The sequence below is a fragment of the cyanobacterium endosymbiont of Epithemia turgida isolate EtSB Lake Yunoko genome, from assembly GCF_000829235.1.
In the GTDB taxonomy this organism is placed as follows: domain Bacteria; phylum Cyanobacteriota; class Cyanobacteriia; order Cyanobacteriales; family Microcystaceae; genus Rippkaea.
The window spans coordinates 2,184,948-2,202,589 of the sequence record NZ_AP012549.1 but is presented as its reverse complement, the minus strand read 5'-3'; the positions used below and the strand labels follow the sequence as shown (position 1 = coordinate 2,202,589).

At 31.5% G+C, this 17,642-nt stretch carries 11 protein-coding genes and 1 pseudogene; 3 read left to right on the top strand and 9 right to left on the bottom strand.

What is annotated here, in order from left to right; genetic code table 11:
* Positions 1-337 precede the first annotated feature (337 nt).
* The 6 genes and pseudogenes from ETSB_RS06860 to ETSB_RS10680 all read right to left on the bottom strand — a co-directional run bounded on the left by ETSB_RS06860 (position 338) and on the right by ETSB_RS10680 (position 4,619).
* Positions 338-2,026: an NAD+ synthase gene (locus ETSB_RS06860; RefSeq protein WP_044107085.1), complete on the bottom strand. Its 1,689-nt coding sequence runs from the start codon at positions 2,024-2,026 to the stop codon at positions 338-340.
* 17 nt (positions 2,027-2,043) lie between these two features.
* Positions 2,044-2,745, bottom strand: a pseudogene (locus tag ETSB_RS10935) (NUDIX hydrolase).
* Positions 2,742-3,308, bottom strand: coding sequence for a nicotinate-nucleotide adenylyltransferase (locus ETSB_RS06850; RefSeq protein ID WP_044107673.1), 567 nt, complete (start codon positions 3,306-3,308; stop codon positions 2,742-2,744). Before ETSB_RS06850 ends, ETSB_RS10935 begins: the two are co-directional and overlap by 4 nt.
* A 90-nt stretch (positions 3,309-3,398) precedes the next feature.
* Positions 3,399-3,521, bottom strand: a complete 123-nt coding sequence (locus ETSB_RS10690) for a hypothetical protein (RefSeq protein WP_332403808.1) — start codon at positions 3,519-3,521, stop codon at positions 3,399-3,401.
* 72 nt (positions 3,522-3,593) lie between these two features.
* Entirely contained in the window at positions 3,594-3,923 is a 330-nt protein-coding gene (locus ETSB_RS10685; RefSeq protein WP_332403807.1) for a beta/alpha barrel domain-containing protein, read from the bottom strand.
* A 537-nt stretch (positions 3,924-4,460) separates the two neighbouring features.
* Positions 4,461-4,619: a hypothetical protein gene (locus ETSB_RS10680; RefSeq protein WP_332403806.1), complete on the bottom strand. Its 159-nt coding sequence runs from the start codon at positions 4,617-4,619 to the stop codon at positions 4,461-4,463.
* A 2,169-nt stretch (positions 4,620-6,788) separates the two neighbouring features.
* Here ETSB_RS10680 and tpiA point away from each other — a divergent pair.
* The 3 genes from tpiA to speA all read left to right on the top strand — a co-directional run bounded on the left by tpiA (position 6,789) and on the right by speA (position 10,465).
* The gene (gene tpiA / locus ETSB_RS06840) at positions 6,789-7,514 is read left to right on the top strand and encodes a triose-phosphate isomerase (RefSeq protein ID WP_171816427.1); all 726 of its coding nucleotides are present in this window, start codon (positions 6,789-6,791) and stop codon (positions 7,512-7,514) included.
* An 82-nt stretch (positions 7,515-7,596) separates the two neighbouring features.
* Positions 7,597-8,433 (top strand): dihydropteroate synthase, encoded by an 837-nt coding sequence (folP, locus tag ETSB_RS06835; protein ID WP_044107672.1) that lies wholly within the window; start codon positions 7,597-7,599, stop codon positions 8,431-8,433.
* Between the two features lie 43 nt (positions 8,434-8,476).
* Positions 8,477-10,465 (top strand): biosynthetic arginine decarboxylase, encoded by a 1,989-nt coding sequence (gene speA / locus ETSB_RS06830; protein WP_044107082.1) that lies wholly within the window; start codon positions 8,477-8,479, stop codon positions 10,463-10,465.
* A gap of 261 nt (positions 10,466-10,726) precedes the next feature.
* On the opposite strand, the gene ETSB_RS09690 is transcribed toward speA, so the two are convergent.
* From ETSB_RS09690 to ETSB_RS06820, 3 genes are all read right to left on the bottom strand, one after another.
* On the bottom strand, positions 10,727-10,924 hold the full coding sequence (locus tag ETSB_RS09690; RefSeq protein WP_145972249.1) for a hypothetical protein: 198 nt from the start codon (positions 10,922-10,924) through the stop codon (positions 10,727-10,729).
* A gap of 60 nt (positions 10,925-10,984) precedes the next feature.
* The gene (gene trpE / locus ETSB_RS06825; RefSeq protein WP_044107081.1) at positions 10,985-12,505 is read right to left on the bottom strand and encodes an anthranilate synthase component I; all 1,521 of its coding nucleotides are present in this window, start codon (positions 12,503-12,505) and stop codon (positions 10,985-10,987) included.
* Positions 12,506-14,001: 1,496 nt separating this feature from the next.
* Positions 14,002-15,897, bottom strand: coding sequence for an ABC transporter ATP-binding protein (locus ETSB_RS06820; RefSeq protein WP_044107080.1), 1,896 nt, complete (start codon positions 15,895-15,897; stop codon positions 14,002-14,004).
* Positions 15,898-17,642 lie beyond the last annotated feature (1,745 nt).

Below are 17,642 nucleotides of genomic sequence, written 5' to 3'. Positions count from 1 at the left end.
ATCTTAAATCACATACTTTACAACTAAATAAAATTAGTCATCAACAGATGTAAGAACTCTTGTTTGAGTTTTCGGATGCTTGTGCAGGATGCGGGGAAATTCCTTATATGAAATTAGTCACCTAATTATTCGACGATAGCATAACAATCGCAAATGTGACCGTACATTCTTCTATCTACGGGGATAATTTACCAACTATTCCTTAAATTCATAACTAGGAAGAACGCGGATCTACATGGTCTAATTCTTTTCAGATATCTCAATAACCATGGATCATGATTCAATTTTACCTCAATTTATTTTAAATACTATAAAAGTATTGTCCTTTTAGCTAGTATTAATTAATTTTCCAACGATTTGCAATAGGCATTTTCCAACCTGTTCCAAATGCTCTATCAGTTATTCTTAATCCTGGAGAAGCCTGTTTTCGTTTAAATTCAGCACTGGCAACTAATTTTATTACTTTATCGATAGTGGCTAAATCAAATCCTGCTTCATGAATTTGACTAACTGATTGATGACGATGAATTAATCCCTCTAAAATCTCATCAAGTACTTCATAAGAGGGTAAAGAGTCTTGATCGGTTTGATTTGGTTTTAATTCCGCACTAGGGGATTTAATTAAAATATTATGGGGTATTATTTCTCTGTCACAATTTAGCCAACGGCAAAGGGAAAATACACGAGTTTTAGGCACATCTGAAATAACAGCTAACCCTCCATTCATATCACCATACAAAGTGCAATAACCTACCGCCATTTCTGATTTATTCCCAGTAGATAGCAGAAGATGTCCAAATTTATTAGCAATAGCCATCAATAAATTACCCCGAATGCGAGATTGAATATTTTCCTCAGCAATTCCAAGTTTTGTTCCTTCAAATAAGGGGTCTAATAGAATCTTATAAGACTCCATAATATCCCCAATAGGTAACTTATAACTGTTAATACCTAAATTTTTAACTAAAGCTTCAGCATCAATAATAGAATGGTGAGAACTATAAGGAGATGGCATAAGTAATGCTAATACATTTTCTTTTCCTAACGCTTCTGTAGCAATCGCAGCAACTAACGCAGAGTCAATTCCTCCACTTAATCCTAAAACGACCTTAGAAAACCCACATTTTTTCACATAGTCTTTAACCCCTAAAACTAGGGCTAGCCAAATTTCTTCTTCCTCTATTTTTATTTCATCATTTATTTTTGACAAAGAAAGATCTTTATCTTTTATTTGTAAATTGATAAAATCAATATTTTCCTCAAATGCCTTTAATCGTAATACAATTTCACTTTTTTTGTTTACAGCAAAACTATTTCCATCAAAAATTAAATCATCATTACCACCAATTTGATTGACATAAATAATAGGAGTTTGATAGTGTTTACTGCTATATTTTACCATTTTTTCTCGTATCTTCTGCTTGCCGACATTATAGGGAGAAGCAGATAAATTTAAAATAAAATCAACCCCAAATTTAAGCAAATCTTCTAGGGGATTATACTCATAATATTTACCCCCCCAAAACTTTTCATCATTCCATAAATCTTCACAGATTGTAATCCCAATTTTTAAAGGAGTAGATGATTGGGAATCAGGTAATAATTCGAAATAATTATTTTGTCGCCCTGGTTCAAAATAGCGATCTTCATCAAAGACATCATACGTTGGTAAAAGTCTTTTATGAAATACCTTTTTTATCTGACTATTTTCTAACCACGCAATACTATTAAAAAGAGGCTTTTCTCCTTTAATATGAGCATCATGATTAGGAGTAACTGTTCCTACTAAAATAGCTAATTGAGAGGGAGATTTCTGAGCTAAACTTTGCAATTCAATAGAAAGGGATTTAATAAAACTAGGATCAAGTAGTAAGTCGCGGGGAGGATATCCACATAAAGATAATTCAGGAGTTAGTAAAAGCCTAGCATTTTGATGAGCAGCAAATTGAGCTGCTTCTACAATTTTTTTAGCGTTATTTGCTAAATCTCCAATGGTTGGATTCAGTTGAGCAATAGCAATTTTCATAAGTAATCTTATTAGATTTAAACAAATATAAAATGGTTGTCTTTAAAGGGATTAAATACTTCAAAGTCAAAACGATATAAACTAGCGGGTCTTCCTGTAACTATAGAGACTTTTCTCTTAGTATTTATCAGAAAATCTAATTTTAATAATCGAAATTTAAAATTAGAATAATCAGTAAAGTTTTTTTATAAAATAGCTGAATAAACTTGATAAATATCATTTAAAGTAAATAAGTACAGCAGAACCTCAAAAGCAATAGGACTATATTTAATTTTATTGCACAATCGTTGATAACGATAATCTAAAATTTGATCATAATCAAAAACTAATTGAGTAATCTTTTGAATGATGCACCAAGTAATTCTATCCATAATTATTAAGATTTAAGAGTTATGCCTATTCAAAACGAACTAAAACAAAATAGCTAACAGAAATATAGTGGACATTAAAACTATTAAGAGATACCTTTGGATCTAAATTTTGACTCTTAAAAGTACATAATTGCTCTAAATATAGATTATTGACTCTAATTTTTTTACATAATACTTTTTTAAAAAATTTATAAAATTTTATATAAATTCTATTGCTTATTACAGAGTGAGTTTCCATTTAACAAATAAAGAGAAGAGTTGATTCTGGTAAAAATTAAGGAAAAAAATTATATTATTTACACTAGGTTTAAACCCGGCTAAAACAAATTTATTTTTTTCTAAATTTATCGGTATAATTGCTCTCGATAAATATATTCTTGAATAGGTTTAATCAATACACTTGGATTCTGGTTTTCTCTATAAGCAGTCGAAGAAACAGCAGGGACAGCAAGATCAGCAATCTGATAGTTTCCTCCTAATTTCTTCAAAGCTATTATATCCTTTTGAGTCAGGTCGTATCCAGAGCGAGGAACAATCAAAAGATTGACTTGCTCTAGTATATCTTCAATATGATACCAACGACGAATTTGACCAACTAAATCAGACCCGATTACCAAACTATAATCAGGATTGTTTCCCCAAATTTCTTTAGCTTTAGCTAAACTTATCAAACTACATCGATGACTTAGTTTCTCACTAAGATAAATATTGTTTCTTGGGAGATTAATATCATCAATTAATAATGTTAACATTGCCATACGATGGTACCAAGAAGTTTTATGAGTTTTAAAAGGATTATCCGAAGTCCAAACCCCAACCCAATCATAGTGAGTAGATAACCAACGGAGAATTGATTGATGTCCGGCGGTAGGAGGATCAGCACTAGTTCCAAACAGAGCAATTTTTGTCATATGATTAATAATTAACACTCAACTATTCACTATCCATTAACCTAAAGATTGACGCAACGATTCGAGTTCATTGGAGATTTTAACCTCAATTTAAGTGGGTTGCCTAAGATGATGAGTTGCAGAGAGGAGACTCTCAACCGACCTTTGAGTTCGTTGACGAATAGTCTCTAAAGATTCAGGTTGAAACAAGGATTTTCCTTCTGTTATGACCAACTGTAAAAGTTGGTTTCCGCTCTCTCAATTGAGACAGTGGTTAACCCTAAGCAATCACCTTTGACTATACCCTCATTGTATGTAGGTCCCAAAAATCTGTTTTTGCCCTGGATAGGTGGCCTTACTGCTAGATTTTGCCATAGTAATAGCTCCATCAATTTCCATTAATTTATAGACTCCCTTGAGAGGTTTGCCGGTTACAAGGTTGGTTCCGAATCTACAACTATCAATAGAGGCACCTGCTTCTTTGAGACGAGCAATTCCCAATTCATCAAGATCGCCACTGGCAAAGATCTTAATGTTGGGTAATAGAAATCGCACTTTTTGGGATAAGGTAACTAAATCTCCCGAATCTATGCGAACTTCTGTGACATTGAGGATTCTTTTATTAACTTTGTCCACTAAGCTTTCTGCTGCAGCTACTGCATCTTAGGTATTAAGTAGCAAAGTAGCTCCTGAAAAATAACGCCTAAAGGTATATAAAGCTTCATCTTCACTCCCTGATACAGCTTTGATAGCCATGATTAAAGAATAAGCTATGATTACACTAGGTTGGCACCCTAATTTTAGAGCTGCTAACCTATTTAAAGGTGACCCCCAACCCTCCCGCTAAAGCTACTCTAGCCGCTCATATCGAACCTTAAGGACTGAACTGAACACACCTCAGGTTTTTCTAATAAAAAAGCGTTTTTACTTGCTACATCGCCTATTCTACCGACTTTAGTAGCAATCTAATTTTAATAGTTGAGGGTGTTTAAAAAGTAGGTTTCTATAAGTTGGGCTTGCAAGAAAGAGACTTCTGTCGGCAATAGAGGTTCATGGGAAAATACCGTTGTTCCTTCATGTACTGCCCAAACTTTCCCCGTAAAGCCTCCTGAAGCTAGAACTAATGAAAAATCCTAAAAAATAGGATTAAAAATCAGGTTTTAATCCTATTTTTTAGGATTTTTCACTAAAGTGTAGATTTTCTAAAAGATTTAAATTTTGAGTAATTCCCATGGCAATTAAATATCCAAAAGATTCTGGGAGATGACATATGAACAGTTCAAAACTCGCTTGATGATGAGCAAGTTTCTCTCCGGTGTAACAAGCAATCATAGTTAGATTCTACAAACCTATGAGCAAACTGTAATCATTTAGAATAAAGTCAATCTTTGCTCTTAGAAAAACATAGACAATCGAGTGTATTGAATTAAGGACAGTACTCCTAAGTACTTTAATTTAATTAAAGTAAATTATATCAAATTAAACCAGATTTAAACTTTTAAATCTGGTTGCATGACAGCTACACATAGCATTTTAATAGCTTGAATACATACTTCACTTTTGTTGATTAAGTTTTACTTTAAAAGTATCACTATTTTAAAATAGTAATTGATAATATCCATCTTAGTTATAACTTTAATCTCTAAAAATTATCGATAATTGTGAGATAAAATCTTATCAGTATTAGGACAAGAATGATAGTATTGAAAGCACATCATAGTACGTTCTCATAAATCTAACTCACTCACTATATCTATAAACCATCTTAATAGTGACTAAATTCTCAAAATAGCTCTATCAACGATAGAATACGTTAATTTTATCATAATAGCAATTGAAATTCCTTGATCTTTAAGTTTTTTTATTTTAAAAAACTTAAGTTAAAATTCCAATATTTTTTAAATATATTGGTAAATTAAATTGATTAATTTGATTTAGTGAAAAAATAGTTTTTTGTTTGAAAACCTATCATTATGGTTATACTGAATTCTCTAGAAGTTAATACTAGCTAATATTTTAGTTTATAAAAGTTAACGAAAATACAAAGCGGATTCTTGTCATTTTAAAATTTATTACAAACTTGTTCAAAGGTTGAAATATTCTTAAGATAATCGAGAACAGAAGAGATGAAAAAAGCTTTTTTTAACTCTAAAAAATAAAAACCCTCAGCAAGTGAAGTTTTTTATAAAGTTCATGAGAGTTAAGAGGCAGATGTTATGAGTGTCGATAAAATCTTGCAAAGTTTAGTTCAATATATCGCTGAAGGCTTTGATTACATTTTTAGTACAACTAAAGATGAATGTCCCAATATTGAAGTTCCACCATTCGATTCTGCACTCTATCAGGAAACATCAGATAGAGTATAAAGTTTAAAAAAAGAAAATGATTTAACAAAGTATTGCTAACTTTTTGGCTTAGTAAGCCGTTATTCTTGAAACTTGGATTACTGAAAATAAATATATAAGATCTTCTTTAATCTATACATATTGCACTAAAACCTATGTTAGGTGTATTCTGTTTCAGATAGTATCTGTTTAAGAGTGGTGAAATTTTAAGAATAATTTTGCGTTTTAATTATTTAAGTTAAACCAATTTGTTGGTCAAATAAATTTTGAAATAAATACTGTTATTTTTTTATAGAGCTTAGATTATTGGTTAACAAAAACATACTATATGGTTTAATTTAACTAACGTTGATAGCTGCCAATATATATCTTTATTTTAGCAAAAATATTAGTATTTATTAACAAAGAATAAGTAAAGAATAAGTAAAGAATAAGTAAAGAATAAGTAAAGAATAAGTAAAGAATAAGTAAAGAATAAGTAAAGAATAAGTAAAGAATAAGTAAAGAATAAGTAAAGAATAAGTATTTTATAATAAAACCACTTATTTAGCTATTAAAATATAATCTGCAGCTCTAACTATCTTTTGTTTAAGTCTTATTAAATAAGTGTAACATATTCTCTATAACTTAATCCTAATTTTTATTGTAAAAAAAATTCTAAAATATGATATTTAAAATTATTAAAATAACTATATCTTTAAAAGATTAAATAAGATATGTAACAATATCTAGTTTCTAATCAGGATAGTTTGTTAAATATTAAAGCTTTTTTATTAAAATTTATGCTAATGTATGGATAATTCTTAGTATTTTAAACCCGAAAAAATTTAATAAAATGTACTAATTGCAAAGTTAAAATATTTTAATAAAAAGAGTTAAAAATAACAATATTTAACCTTTTTCATTGAAATTAAATATAATGGTTAAATCATAAACATCAATATTTTTTCTAAAAAATTTAGAATATAAATTAATTTTTATCCTAAGTTTTTTAAGTATTTTACTTAAAAAGTGATAGAAGTGATTATGAGTCATGTTCCTTAAGACATTATCTCCTTTCTCAAACTTTGATCTTATTGTACTCTTCCCTCTGATATCCTTAAGGCATTAAACTAGAAGACTGCAAAAACATTGAAATTAATTTTTAGAGATAGCTATGAGAAAAATTATTATTGCGGGTAACTGGAAAATGCACAAAACTCAGAAGAAAGCTCTGGAGTTTTTGCAAGAATCAAAATCGAATCTCGAAGAAATGAACGGAACAAGAGAAGTAGTTTTATGCGCTCCCTTTACTGCTTTGAGTGTCATGTCAAAAAGTCTATATGCTGGGTTGATTCATTTGGCAGCACAAAACATCCACTGGGAAGATGAAGGAGCTTATACAGGAGAGATATCTGGTGCAATGCTGACAGAGCTTGGAGTAGATTATGTGGTGGTTGGACACAGTGAACGGCGTCAATATTTCGGTGAAACTAATGAAACAGTAAATCTACGAGTGCTAGCTGCCCAACGCCACGGACTAATTCCCATTCTCTGTGTAGGGGAAAGTAAATTACAACGGGATAGAGGAGAAACAGAACCTGTTATTATTAACCAAGTCAAACAAAGTTTAATTAATGTCAATCAAAGTAATTTAGTCATTGCTTATGAACCTATTTGGGCGATTGGGACTGGAGATACTTGTGAAGCGACTGAAGCTAACCGCGTTATTGGTATCATTCGCTCTCAGTTGTCAAATGAAGAAGTTACTATCCAATATGGAGGATCAGTTAAACCTTCTAATGTTGATGAAATTATGGCTCAACCTGAAATTGATGGCGTGTTAGTGGGAGGAGCTAGTTTAGATTCGGTAGGATTTGCACGCATTGTTAATTATCAATAAATGAGTTTATTGGAAATAGGGGGCGCAAAGACCGCCTCCTTATTTCTTATGAAGTAGTATGTTGAAAGTATTTAAAACTATTATGGCTGATTTAAAACTAAGACAATATTCCTTTTGTTGGGGAAAAAGAACCTATATTATGGGGATTCTTAACGTAACTCCTGACAGTTTTAGTGATGGTGGCCAGTTTAATACTTTAGAAACCGCTTTAATTCAAGCTAAAATCCTCATTAATTCAGGAGCAGATATTATCGATATTGGGGAACAATCAACACGGCCAGGGTCTCAACAAATTTCTTTCGAAGAAGAATTAAATCGTGTTATTCCTATAATAAAACTACTGCGTCAGGAAACGTCTATTCCTATTTCGATTGACACTACTAGAGCATCAGTTGCTGATGCTCTAGTAGTGTCAATCGAAGCAGGTGCAGACTTAGTAAATGATGTTTCTGGAGGAACTTTTGATTCCCAGATGTTTGCAGTGGTGGCTAAGTTAAAAGTCCCTATCATCTTAATGCACATTAGAGGTAATCCTCAAACTATGCAACAATTGACGGATTATACTGATTTAATAGAAGAAGTTATTCAATGGTTAGATAATCAACTGAATTTAGCGATGAAAGCTGGCATTAAGCGATCACACCTCATCATTGATCCTGGTATCGGTTTTGCCAAAACTTACTCACAAAATTTAGAACTATTACAGCGTTTGTCAGAATTTAAGCGTTTAGTCCAGCCTATAGTGGTGGGAGTTTCTCGTAAGCGTTTTATTGGTCATATTAACCCGAAACAACGACTCTGGGGAACTGCCGCAGCCTGCTGTGGAGCAATCGCCCAATCAGCAGATATATTAAGGGTTCATGACGTAGCACAAATAGTAGATATAGCACTAGTAGCTGATGCTATTTGGCGAAGTTGATGCTTTTCAATGACTACATGAATTTAACCTTAGATTAATTCTTATGAGAAAATTAGAAATTTCTTCGAGATGGACGATTGAAAATAGTATCAACCTGTATCAAATCGATGATTGGGGAGATCCTTATTTTTCTATTAATGCTGATGGTCATGTGGTCGTGTTTCCTCGAGGAAATAAGGACGATTCTCTAGACCTATTTGATTTAGTTAAATCTTTACAAAAGAAAAATATCAATTTACCTTTATTGATTAGATTTCCTGAAATATTAGCTGATCGTTTAGCTCGATTAAATAATTGTTTTAAGAATGCGATTAACAACTACAACTATTCTAATCACTATCAAGGAGTTTATCCTATCAAGTGTCATCAAAATCGTCAAATTATTGAATCAATTGTTCGTCATGGAAAACCATATCAGTTTGGATTAGAATCAGGTTCTAAACCAGAGTTAATGATCGCTTTAGCCTCCATAGATCCTAATTCAAGTGTATCCGATAATTCCTCAATCATTGTTTGTAACGGTTATAAAGATGTCATTTATATCAGAACCGCTTTGTTGGCTGTTCGTCTAGGATACAAACTAGTTATTGTGATTGAACAATTAGAAGAACTTTATTTAACAATACAAATAAGTGAACAATTAGCGATTGAAGCAAACTTAGGAATACGAGTAAAACTAAGTACAAAAGGGACAGGACGTTGGGGAAATTCCACAGGTGATCGCGCTAAATTTGGCTTAGATATTCCTCAAATTTTAACTGCAATTAAGTATCTAAAACAAAAGAATATTTTGTTCTATTTGCAATTTCTTCATTTTCATATTGGCTCACAAATTTCTTCTATCAGTGTTATTAAAGATGCTATGCGTGAAGCAAGTCAAATTTATGTACAGTTGGCAAAAATAAATCCAAACATGAAATATCTTGATGTGGGAGGAGGTTTAGGCGTCGATTATGAAGGTTCAAAAACCAACTCTTATGCCTCAAAAAACTATAGTATGCAAAATTACGCTAATGATATTGTTGCTGAAATTAAAGAAGCTTGTGAAGAAGCTGGTGTTGCGGCACCTGTTTTAATTAGTGAAAGTGGAAGGGCAATTACTGCTCATCATTCCGTTGTGGTTTTTGATATACTTCACACTAATGATGTGTCTAATATAGTTCCTCCTCCTCGAGAAGAAGAGGAAAATTTAATTATTCGTAATCTTTGGGAAACTTATAAGTCAATTAATCCGATAAATTATCAGGAAATGTATCATGACGCCATTCAATTTAAAGAAGAGGCTATTAGTTTATTTAATTTTGGTTATTTGAATTTAATAGAAAGAGCAAAGGCAGAGCAATTGTACTGGGTTTGTTGTAAAAAAATCTATGACATGATTCAGCATCAAGATTGTGTCCCCGATGATCTTGAAAACTTAGAGAAAAGCATGTCCTCAATTTATTATGCGAATTTATCAGTTTTTCGTTCTGCTCCCGATACTTGGGCAATTAATCAATTGTTTCCTATAATGCCCGTTCACCGTTTAAATGAAGAACCTACTCAACGAGGAACTTTAGCTGACTTAACTTGTGATAGTGATGGGAAGATAGACCAATTTATCAATTTGCGAAATAGCAAACCTGTTTTAGAATTGCATCCACTTCGTCCATTAAAAGTGAACAAAGATACTAATTTATTTCCCCTAGAGTTTTCTAATCCTGAATGTTCTATCAAAGAACCTTACTATTTGGGAATATTTTTAGTGGGAGCGTATCAAGAAATTATGGGGAATTTTCACAATCTTTTTGGTAATCTTAATCAAGTTCATATTGTTATCAATTCAAAGGGATATGAGATTGAAGATTTTGTTCAAGGAGATACAATTGCCCATGTATTGAACTATGTTCAATACGACACGAATAAACTAAGCCAACGAATTCGTCAACGTACTGAGCAGGCTGTACAAGAGGGTAGAATCACACAAAAAGAGTCTGAGGCTTTATGGCGGAATTATGAAGAAAATCTTGATCTCTATACTTATTTAAGTTAATTAAGTGTATGTATGGACTAGCCTATATTTTGAGAGGCTTTTATCCTAAAAATTGTCCCATAATTCTTTTTTTTACAAAAGGGATAAAAAAAGTTTCCTGATAGAGAATATTATGTTACGATTAAAGACAGTGAGTTAATCATACTACTCTTACTGGAGTACGTAGTGGGGGCGTGGCGGAATGGTAGACGCTACGGACTTAACGAAATTGAGCCTTGTTAGAGAAATCTATCAAGTGACCGCTCTCAAACTCAGGGAAACCTAAGTCTGAAATGCAGATAAGGCAATCCTGAGCCAAGCCTCATAATTTTGAGGAAGGTGCAGAGACTCGACGGGAGCTACCCTAACACGTAAGGCTGAGGGTAAAGAGAGAGTCCAATTCTTAAAGCCAATACTTCGGCAATAGCGAAAGCTATAAGAGAATGAAAATCCGTTGACCGCAAGGTCGTGAGAGTTCAAGTCTCTCCGCCCCCATTCAGTTAAAACAAAAAATAATTGGTTCTATAGCAATCTGGTAAGTTAGCTTAGGCGATTCATCGCCTCTAATAACCCTCTGGCTTTGTCAAGAGTCTCTTCATACTCCGTTTCAGGGTCAGAATCAGCCACTAGTCCAGCTCCTGCCTGGACCGATACGAGATGTTGATTTTCACCCAAAGGGCGGACAACCATTGTCCTAATAGCGATCGCAGTATTTAACTGTCCTTCAAAATCATAGTAGCCATAGACTCCCGAATATGGTCCCCTTCGTTCAGGTTCTAACTCGTGGATAATTTCCATCGCCCGAATTTTTGGCGCACCGCTCACCGTTCCTGCTGGAAAACAAGCTTTAAGCAAGTCCCAAACGGTTTTATCGGGAGCCAACTCTCCTGTTGCATTGCTCACGATATGCATTACATGAGAATAGCGTTCAATCATCATTAACTCATCAATGATGACACTTCCTTTAACACAAACTCGGCCTAAATCGTTACGTCCTAAGTCGACTAACATAACATGTTCCGCTATTTCTTTTGGATCTTTTAATAATTCTTTAGCCAACGCCTGATCTTCGATGGAGGTTTTTCCTCTTCGTCGAGTTCCAGCAATAGGTCGTAAGATAGCTTTGATCTTATTCTCACTGCGTTTGGATTTAACCATGACCTCTGGACTTGATCCAACAATTTGCCAGTCCCCAAAATTATAATAAGCCATATAAGGGGAGGGATTAATCAACCGAAGAGAACGATAAAGATTGAAAGGATCATTATCATAAGTCGCGCTAAGGCGTTGGGAAACCACAACCTGAAAGATGTCCCCTGCACGGATGTATTCCTTCGCTTTTAGAACATTTTCACAAAAACGTGATCGTCCCACGTTACTATCATATGCTGAAAGATCTGAATCGGCTGGTTTGGGATTTAATTCTAGAGTTTTGGCTTCCATGGGAAGGGGAAGTTTTAACCTTAGGACTAAGCCAGTGACACGATCACAAGCTTTTTGATAAGTCTCTTCTAAGTTAATATTTTCTTGCCGTAAATCAGCATAAACAATCGCCCAAATTTTCCGCTTTACCTGATCAAAAATTATCAGGCTATCTACTTGCATCCATACCCCATCGGGTAAGTCGTCTTCCATTAAAGGATAAATAGGAACACGAGGTTCAATCCAATTAATCAATTCATAGCCCCAAAATCCAAACAATCCTCCGATACCCGATGGTAGTTGAGGTAAGATAACCGGACGGATAGGAACTAAACATTGGGTCAATATGTCAAATGGATTTCCCTCAAAGATTTTGACTGAATTATCTCGATAAATTTGAGTAGTTCTATTAGCCTTGACTTCCAAAACCCAAACGGGATCACATCCTAAAAAACTATAACGTCCGAGGTTTTCTCCTCCTTCTACTGACTCCAATAAAAAACTGTAGGGCTGACCGCTACAAACCTTATACCAAGCTGATACGGGAGTTTCGAGATCTGCCCCCCACTCCTGATAGATTGGTATAAAATTGCCTTGTTGGGCTAATGCGCAAAATTCTTTGAAATCGGGAATGATCATGGGCTAGTCAGAAGTTAGAAGTTATCTATGAACATTATCTCGTGACTTAGGCACTGAAAACAACCGTCTATGAGTAGACATAATGCAAAAGGTTAGGTGTGATAGATGCCTGTTGCCTATTGATCATTGTAATGAGACAAGTTGGTAATAAATTAAATTATTTTCAAAAAATTAACCTATAAATTGATAACACTGAAAATACTAGTTAGAGAGATAAAATAATAAACAAATTTAAACAAAAAATTAAAAGTTAAATTATGCTAGGCTGAGAAAATCTTACTAATTTTCTCAAAAATACACCAATTCAAAAGGGTATCTAGAACTATTTTGGAAAACCTTAGACTAAGTATTAGCTTTTTAAAAAATAGCTAATTAGTGTCAATAAGTTTATTTTTTATCCCCAAAAAACTGTATAATAATTAGGTGTTTGATTGAATAAGTGACTACCAAGTTTATAATTTTCTTGGGGTGAAATATGAGAATAGCTATTTATTAAGGTTACTTTTACCCCAAATAATAAAATTTTTAATTTATTTTTTAAAAACAAGTTTTGAATTAAATAATGATCTAAGACTTAGTTTTTATTAAAAATAAAAATTCTGTTTATTAGTTAAATATAAATAACTTATTTTTTTAGCCCAGAATTAGTAATAATAATCAAAAAGATTGTACTTCAATTTTTTTTACTTTAAAGGTCTTTATACTATGATCACAAATAAAACTAAACCAAAGATAACTTCTACCTCTAATCCTTAAAATATTTATGGTTAATCATGAAGTTTAATAGTTTCAATTACTTATTGAATATGGACGATTACCCCTTAAAAAATCTAAGAAATCATATTTTAAGGGGAATCATGTACTTCAAAATATCCGCCATTTATAGCCTAATAAGCGATTGTAGACAGATAAATTAAAGATTTATTCAAAACGATAACACCAACATCAAAGACAGTCTCAACTTATGAGATTTTTTCCACGAAAGTAACCTTCATGCTTGACTATGGTGTAGACCGTTTGGCTTAGGCTCACGACAAAATCTTACACGTGTGACAAGTAATCTGTTAACTTTGAAAAGTTGCTAATATAGCTGAAGTTATTGTCTATTATCAATCCATTTTCTTTGTTTAATAAATCACTGAAAAAATTAACTCCATAATATTGAAGAATATTCTTTAATTTCTATTCTGTGATAAAAATAGGAAAGTGGATTTGAAAATATTTGAGGTCACGTAAAAATACTCTTTTTAGAATAATTGATCAATGGCGGCTCTCAAGAAGAATTGTGCAAGTCATAAGGATGACTGAAGCAAATAAATATGATACAACAACATAAATTTGTATAGTATACTTCGTGCCGGCTACTAATCAATGACTTTATCAAAGAAGAGGAGATAGATAACGGACCATATAAAGAGTTAATTAATATTAATAATAAATCATATATTTACGAGATAATTTTTACAAAAAATTAAATTTCTTAAGCTTTAAGAAATTTAATTTCCTAACAAAAAAGGTTCTTCTGGAAAATGGGGAATTGAATTAATTAACTTTCGAGTATATTCTTTGGTAGGACTATTAACAATAGTGTCAGCAGATGCCAGTTCTTCTATTTTTCCTTGATTCATTACCATAATACGATCACTCATAAACCTTACCACACTTAGATCATGAGAAATAAAAATATAAGTTAATTGCAATTCGTCTTGCAAGTCTTTTAATAGATTTAATACTTGTGCTTGTACCGATACATCTAAAGCCGACACGGACTCATCACATATTATAAACTGAGGATTGAGTGCCAATGCTCTGGCAATACAAATCCGTTGTCTTTGCCCTCCCGAAAATTCATGGGGATAACGGTTACGCAAATTAGCGTCTAAACCTACTTTATTTAAAAGATAAGCCACCCGTTCTTTTCTCTGGTTAGTATTTCCTCCAGTTTTATGAATGACCATAGGTTCACCTATAGCCTGACCAATGGTCAAACGAGGATTAAGAGAATTATAGGGATTTTGAAAGATAATTTGCATTTCTCTACGTAAATGACGCAATAATTTGCTATTACTAGAATATTTATGAATGGGATGTTTTTTAAAGTAAATTTGTCCTTTTGTCGTAGGAATTAACCGTAAAATTGTCCTTGCCACAGTGGATTTTCCACAACCAGATTCCCCCACTAGTCCTAGTGTTTCTCCTGGATAAACCTCAAAGCTAATATCATTTACTGCTTTAAAATTATCTTTTTTTCGTTTTAAAAACCCAGATTTACTGAACTCAACTGTTAGGTTATTAACTCTTAATAATGGTTCATTTTTTTGCAATAAGGTTACTAAACGTTGCTGTTTATCTTCAGGAGAAATTATTCTATACTTTATTTTTTTGAGTTGATTATCTTCTTGAGAATCAGTCTTATAAGATCTTAGAAAATCCCCGACAGTCGGTAGTCGATCTAATTGAGGTTCTAAACGGGGACGACAAGCTAGTAACCCTTTTGTATATTCATGTCGAGGATGATAGAAAATTTGATCTTTATAGCCTTGTTCAACAATTTTTCCTTGGTACATTACTATGACTTTATCAGCAATTTTATTTATAACACCTAAGTCATGGGATATAAAGATCATTGACATATCTTGATGTTCTTCACTTTTACATAAATCTTTCAATAATCTTAAAATTTCTGCTTGAACAGTAACATCAAGAGCTGTAGTCGGTTCGTCGGCAATGAGAAGAGTTGGGTTACAGGAAATTGCCATTGCAATCATCACCCGTTGTAGTTGTCCTCCTGATAATTCATGGGGATAACGTCTTAAAAAAGCCTCTTTTTCCTGATTAACATAATTCTTTATTTCTTTGCTAACTGGTCCGGATATATTTTTTTTTTCAGGAAAAATATTAGTTAAATATTTCTGCTCCAATCTTTCATCACTAGGAAAAACTTGAACTTTTTGAAAAAGGGTGATCGCCTGATTTTTTGCCTGTTGATTGGTAATATATTTTTGATGAAGTTGAATAGCTTCTATTAATTGATAGCCAATAGTATACACCGGATTAAAAGAGCTCATGGGTTCTTGAAAAATCATGGCAATTTTTCTGCCCCGATAATCTTGCCATTTTTTCGCATCCCGTTTAAGTTCACTAAGTTTTTCTGGAGTTTCAGCCGAATAAAAGTTAATTTCTCCCTTGGTGATTTGACCAGGAATAGGGATTAACCCCATAATTGCTAGAGAAGTGATGGATTTTCCTGAACCTGACTCCCCAACAATGCCTAAAATTTCCCCTCGTTTGAGTTGAAAACTAATTTCATTTACAGCAACAACAGGGTCAGATTTTTTCTCTTGAGGAAACTCAACACGAAGGTTACAAACATTGAGGATAGTATCACTCATAATTCCTAGTCCATTAGGTTTAAGACTTATTGTAATGGATTCTTTCTCAAATAAGATTTAATAATTAAGTTAGGTTTCATTGGGATTTAATTTAAGATTTGAGATTGAGCCCTTTAACTAAAGTTAAATACTTTTTTTTTATATATACTAACAAAATTTAAAAATTAGGTCATCATTAGTTCGTTTTTAGCTTAGCAATTAGTTATCATAGCTACTGAATTACATAAATATAGATCGCAACTATAGAGAGGCAATCGTTTACATTAAACAAACGAATCAATCAGTTAATAACCTATCAAGTTTCGCTTAAATTATCTTAAGTGGATAAAAAATACAAGTAAGGCATAAAATGACTTTTATGCCTTACTTGTATAGCTTTTAAGGTATGAAATAAAGTTTAAATATAGTTTATTTAAATTAATAGATAGTATTTATACTTAAAAATAACAATAAACTACACAGCAGTAATTTATGAACTAAAGAAGATCTTAAATAAAAACTTATGCATATCATATATAAAAATAAGTTTGAATAATAATTATTCATGAATAAAAAAAGATTAAAATATAGAAGTAAATATTGATATAAAGCATAATGTAGGTCATTATTTTTTTGTACAGTTATAGTAATAGAGAAATAATAATATTAAAAATTAATTTTAAAATTAGTTATATACAAGGTAACTGTTAATAAAAATAAGTAGATATTATTATTTTTCATGATGCTATTTTACATAAAAAACACTATAAAAAAAGTATTAAATAGTAAAAAAACAAGTGTAAATTATAGTATTTTTTCCTTACTATCAAAATTTAAATCAAATAGAGAATTATTAGTCTGTTGTAACCAAAATACTCATGTACATGTTAATAATTTTTTAAATGTTTAGATAATTTCTATACGTTTTACCAATAAAACTTCTAATATTTTTATATATTATTTTAGATTTTAAACTTTTTATTTTTAAAGTAATACTGACAAGTATTGCTTTAAAAACCCAGTATTAATATAGATTTAGCTGCTTAAACTTATTATTTATAGTTCCTCGGAGAAAAGACATAAATCGAACTGTTGCTTTTTAAAAATTAGAAGCTAAAACCTATATAGTAGGGTGAGGAGGAAAAATACTGTTAGGAAAAAATTGTTTAACAATTTTTTCCTAACAGTTAACCCTGACAAGATTATAATTTAAAATATTAATCTTTAAATAGCTATTAGTACTATCAACCAAATCATAAAAAATTTATTATTGTTGTTTATATTTAATAGAAAAATATGGATAATTTAAATATTAAGTAAAAAATATTTTCCTTAAAACTATGTATATATTATACTAATTAGTAGTATTTTTTACTTGATTAAATATAAAACAGCAGTATTAATAACTAAATATTATAAGAAATTATTTTTCAAAGTTTATTCCATTTTTTTATATAATAATTAATCTCATTATTTTCAATAAATTATAATAAGATATAAAAAAAGTAAGATTAAGTCTTTAAAATATATTTGTAAATAAAAAATATTATTTTTCATCTAAATCGAGCCCATAATATTATTCTATATAAGTGATAATTAAATTTAATTATCCTCTGATAGGGTAATTCTATTATTAATATTTATCTTTAAATTACGTGTTTATAAAAAAAATTTAAGCACCAATTAATGTAAAATATGCAAGTAGTTAAAATAAAAATTATATTAATTTCAGTTAATAAAATATTTTATTAACTGAAATTAAGTTT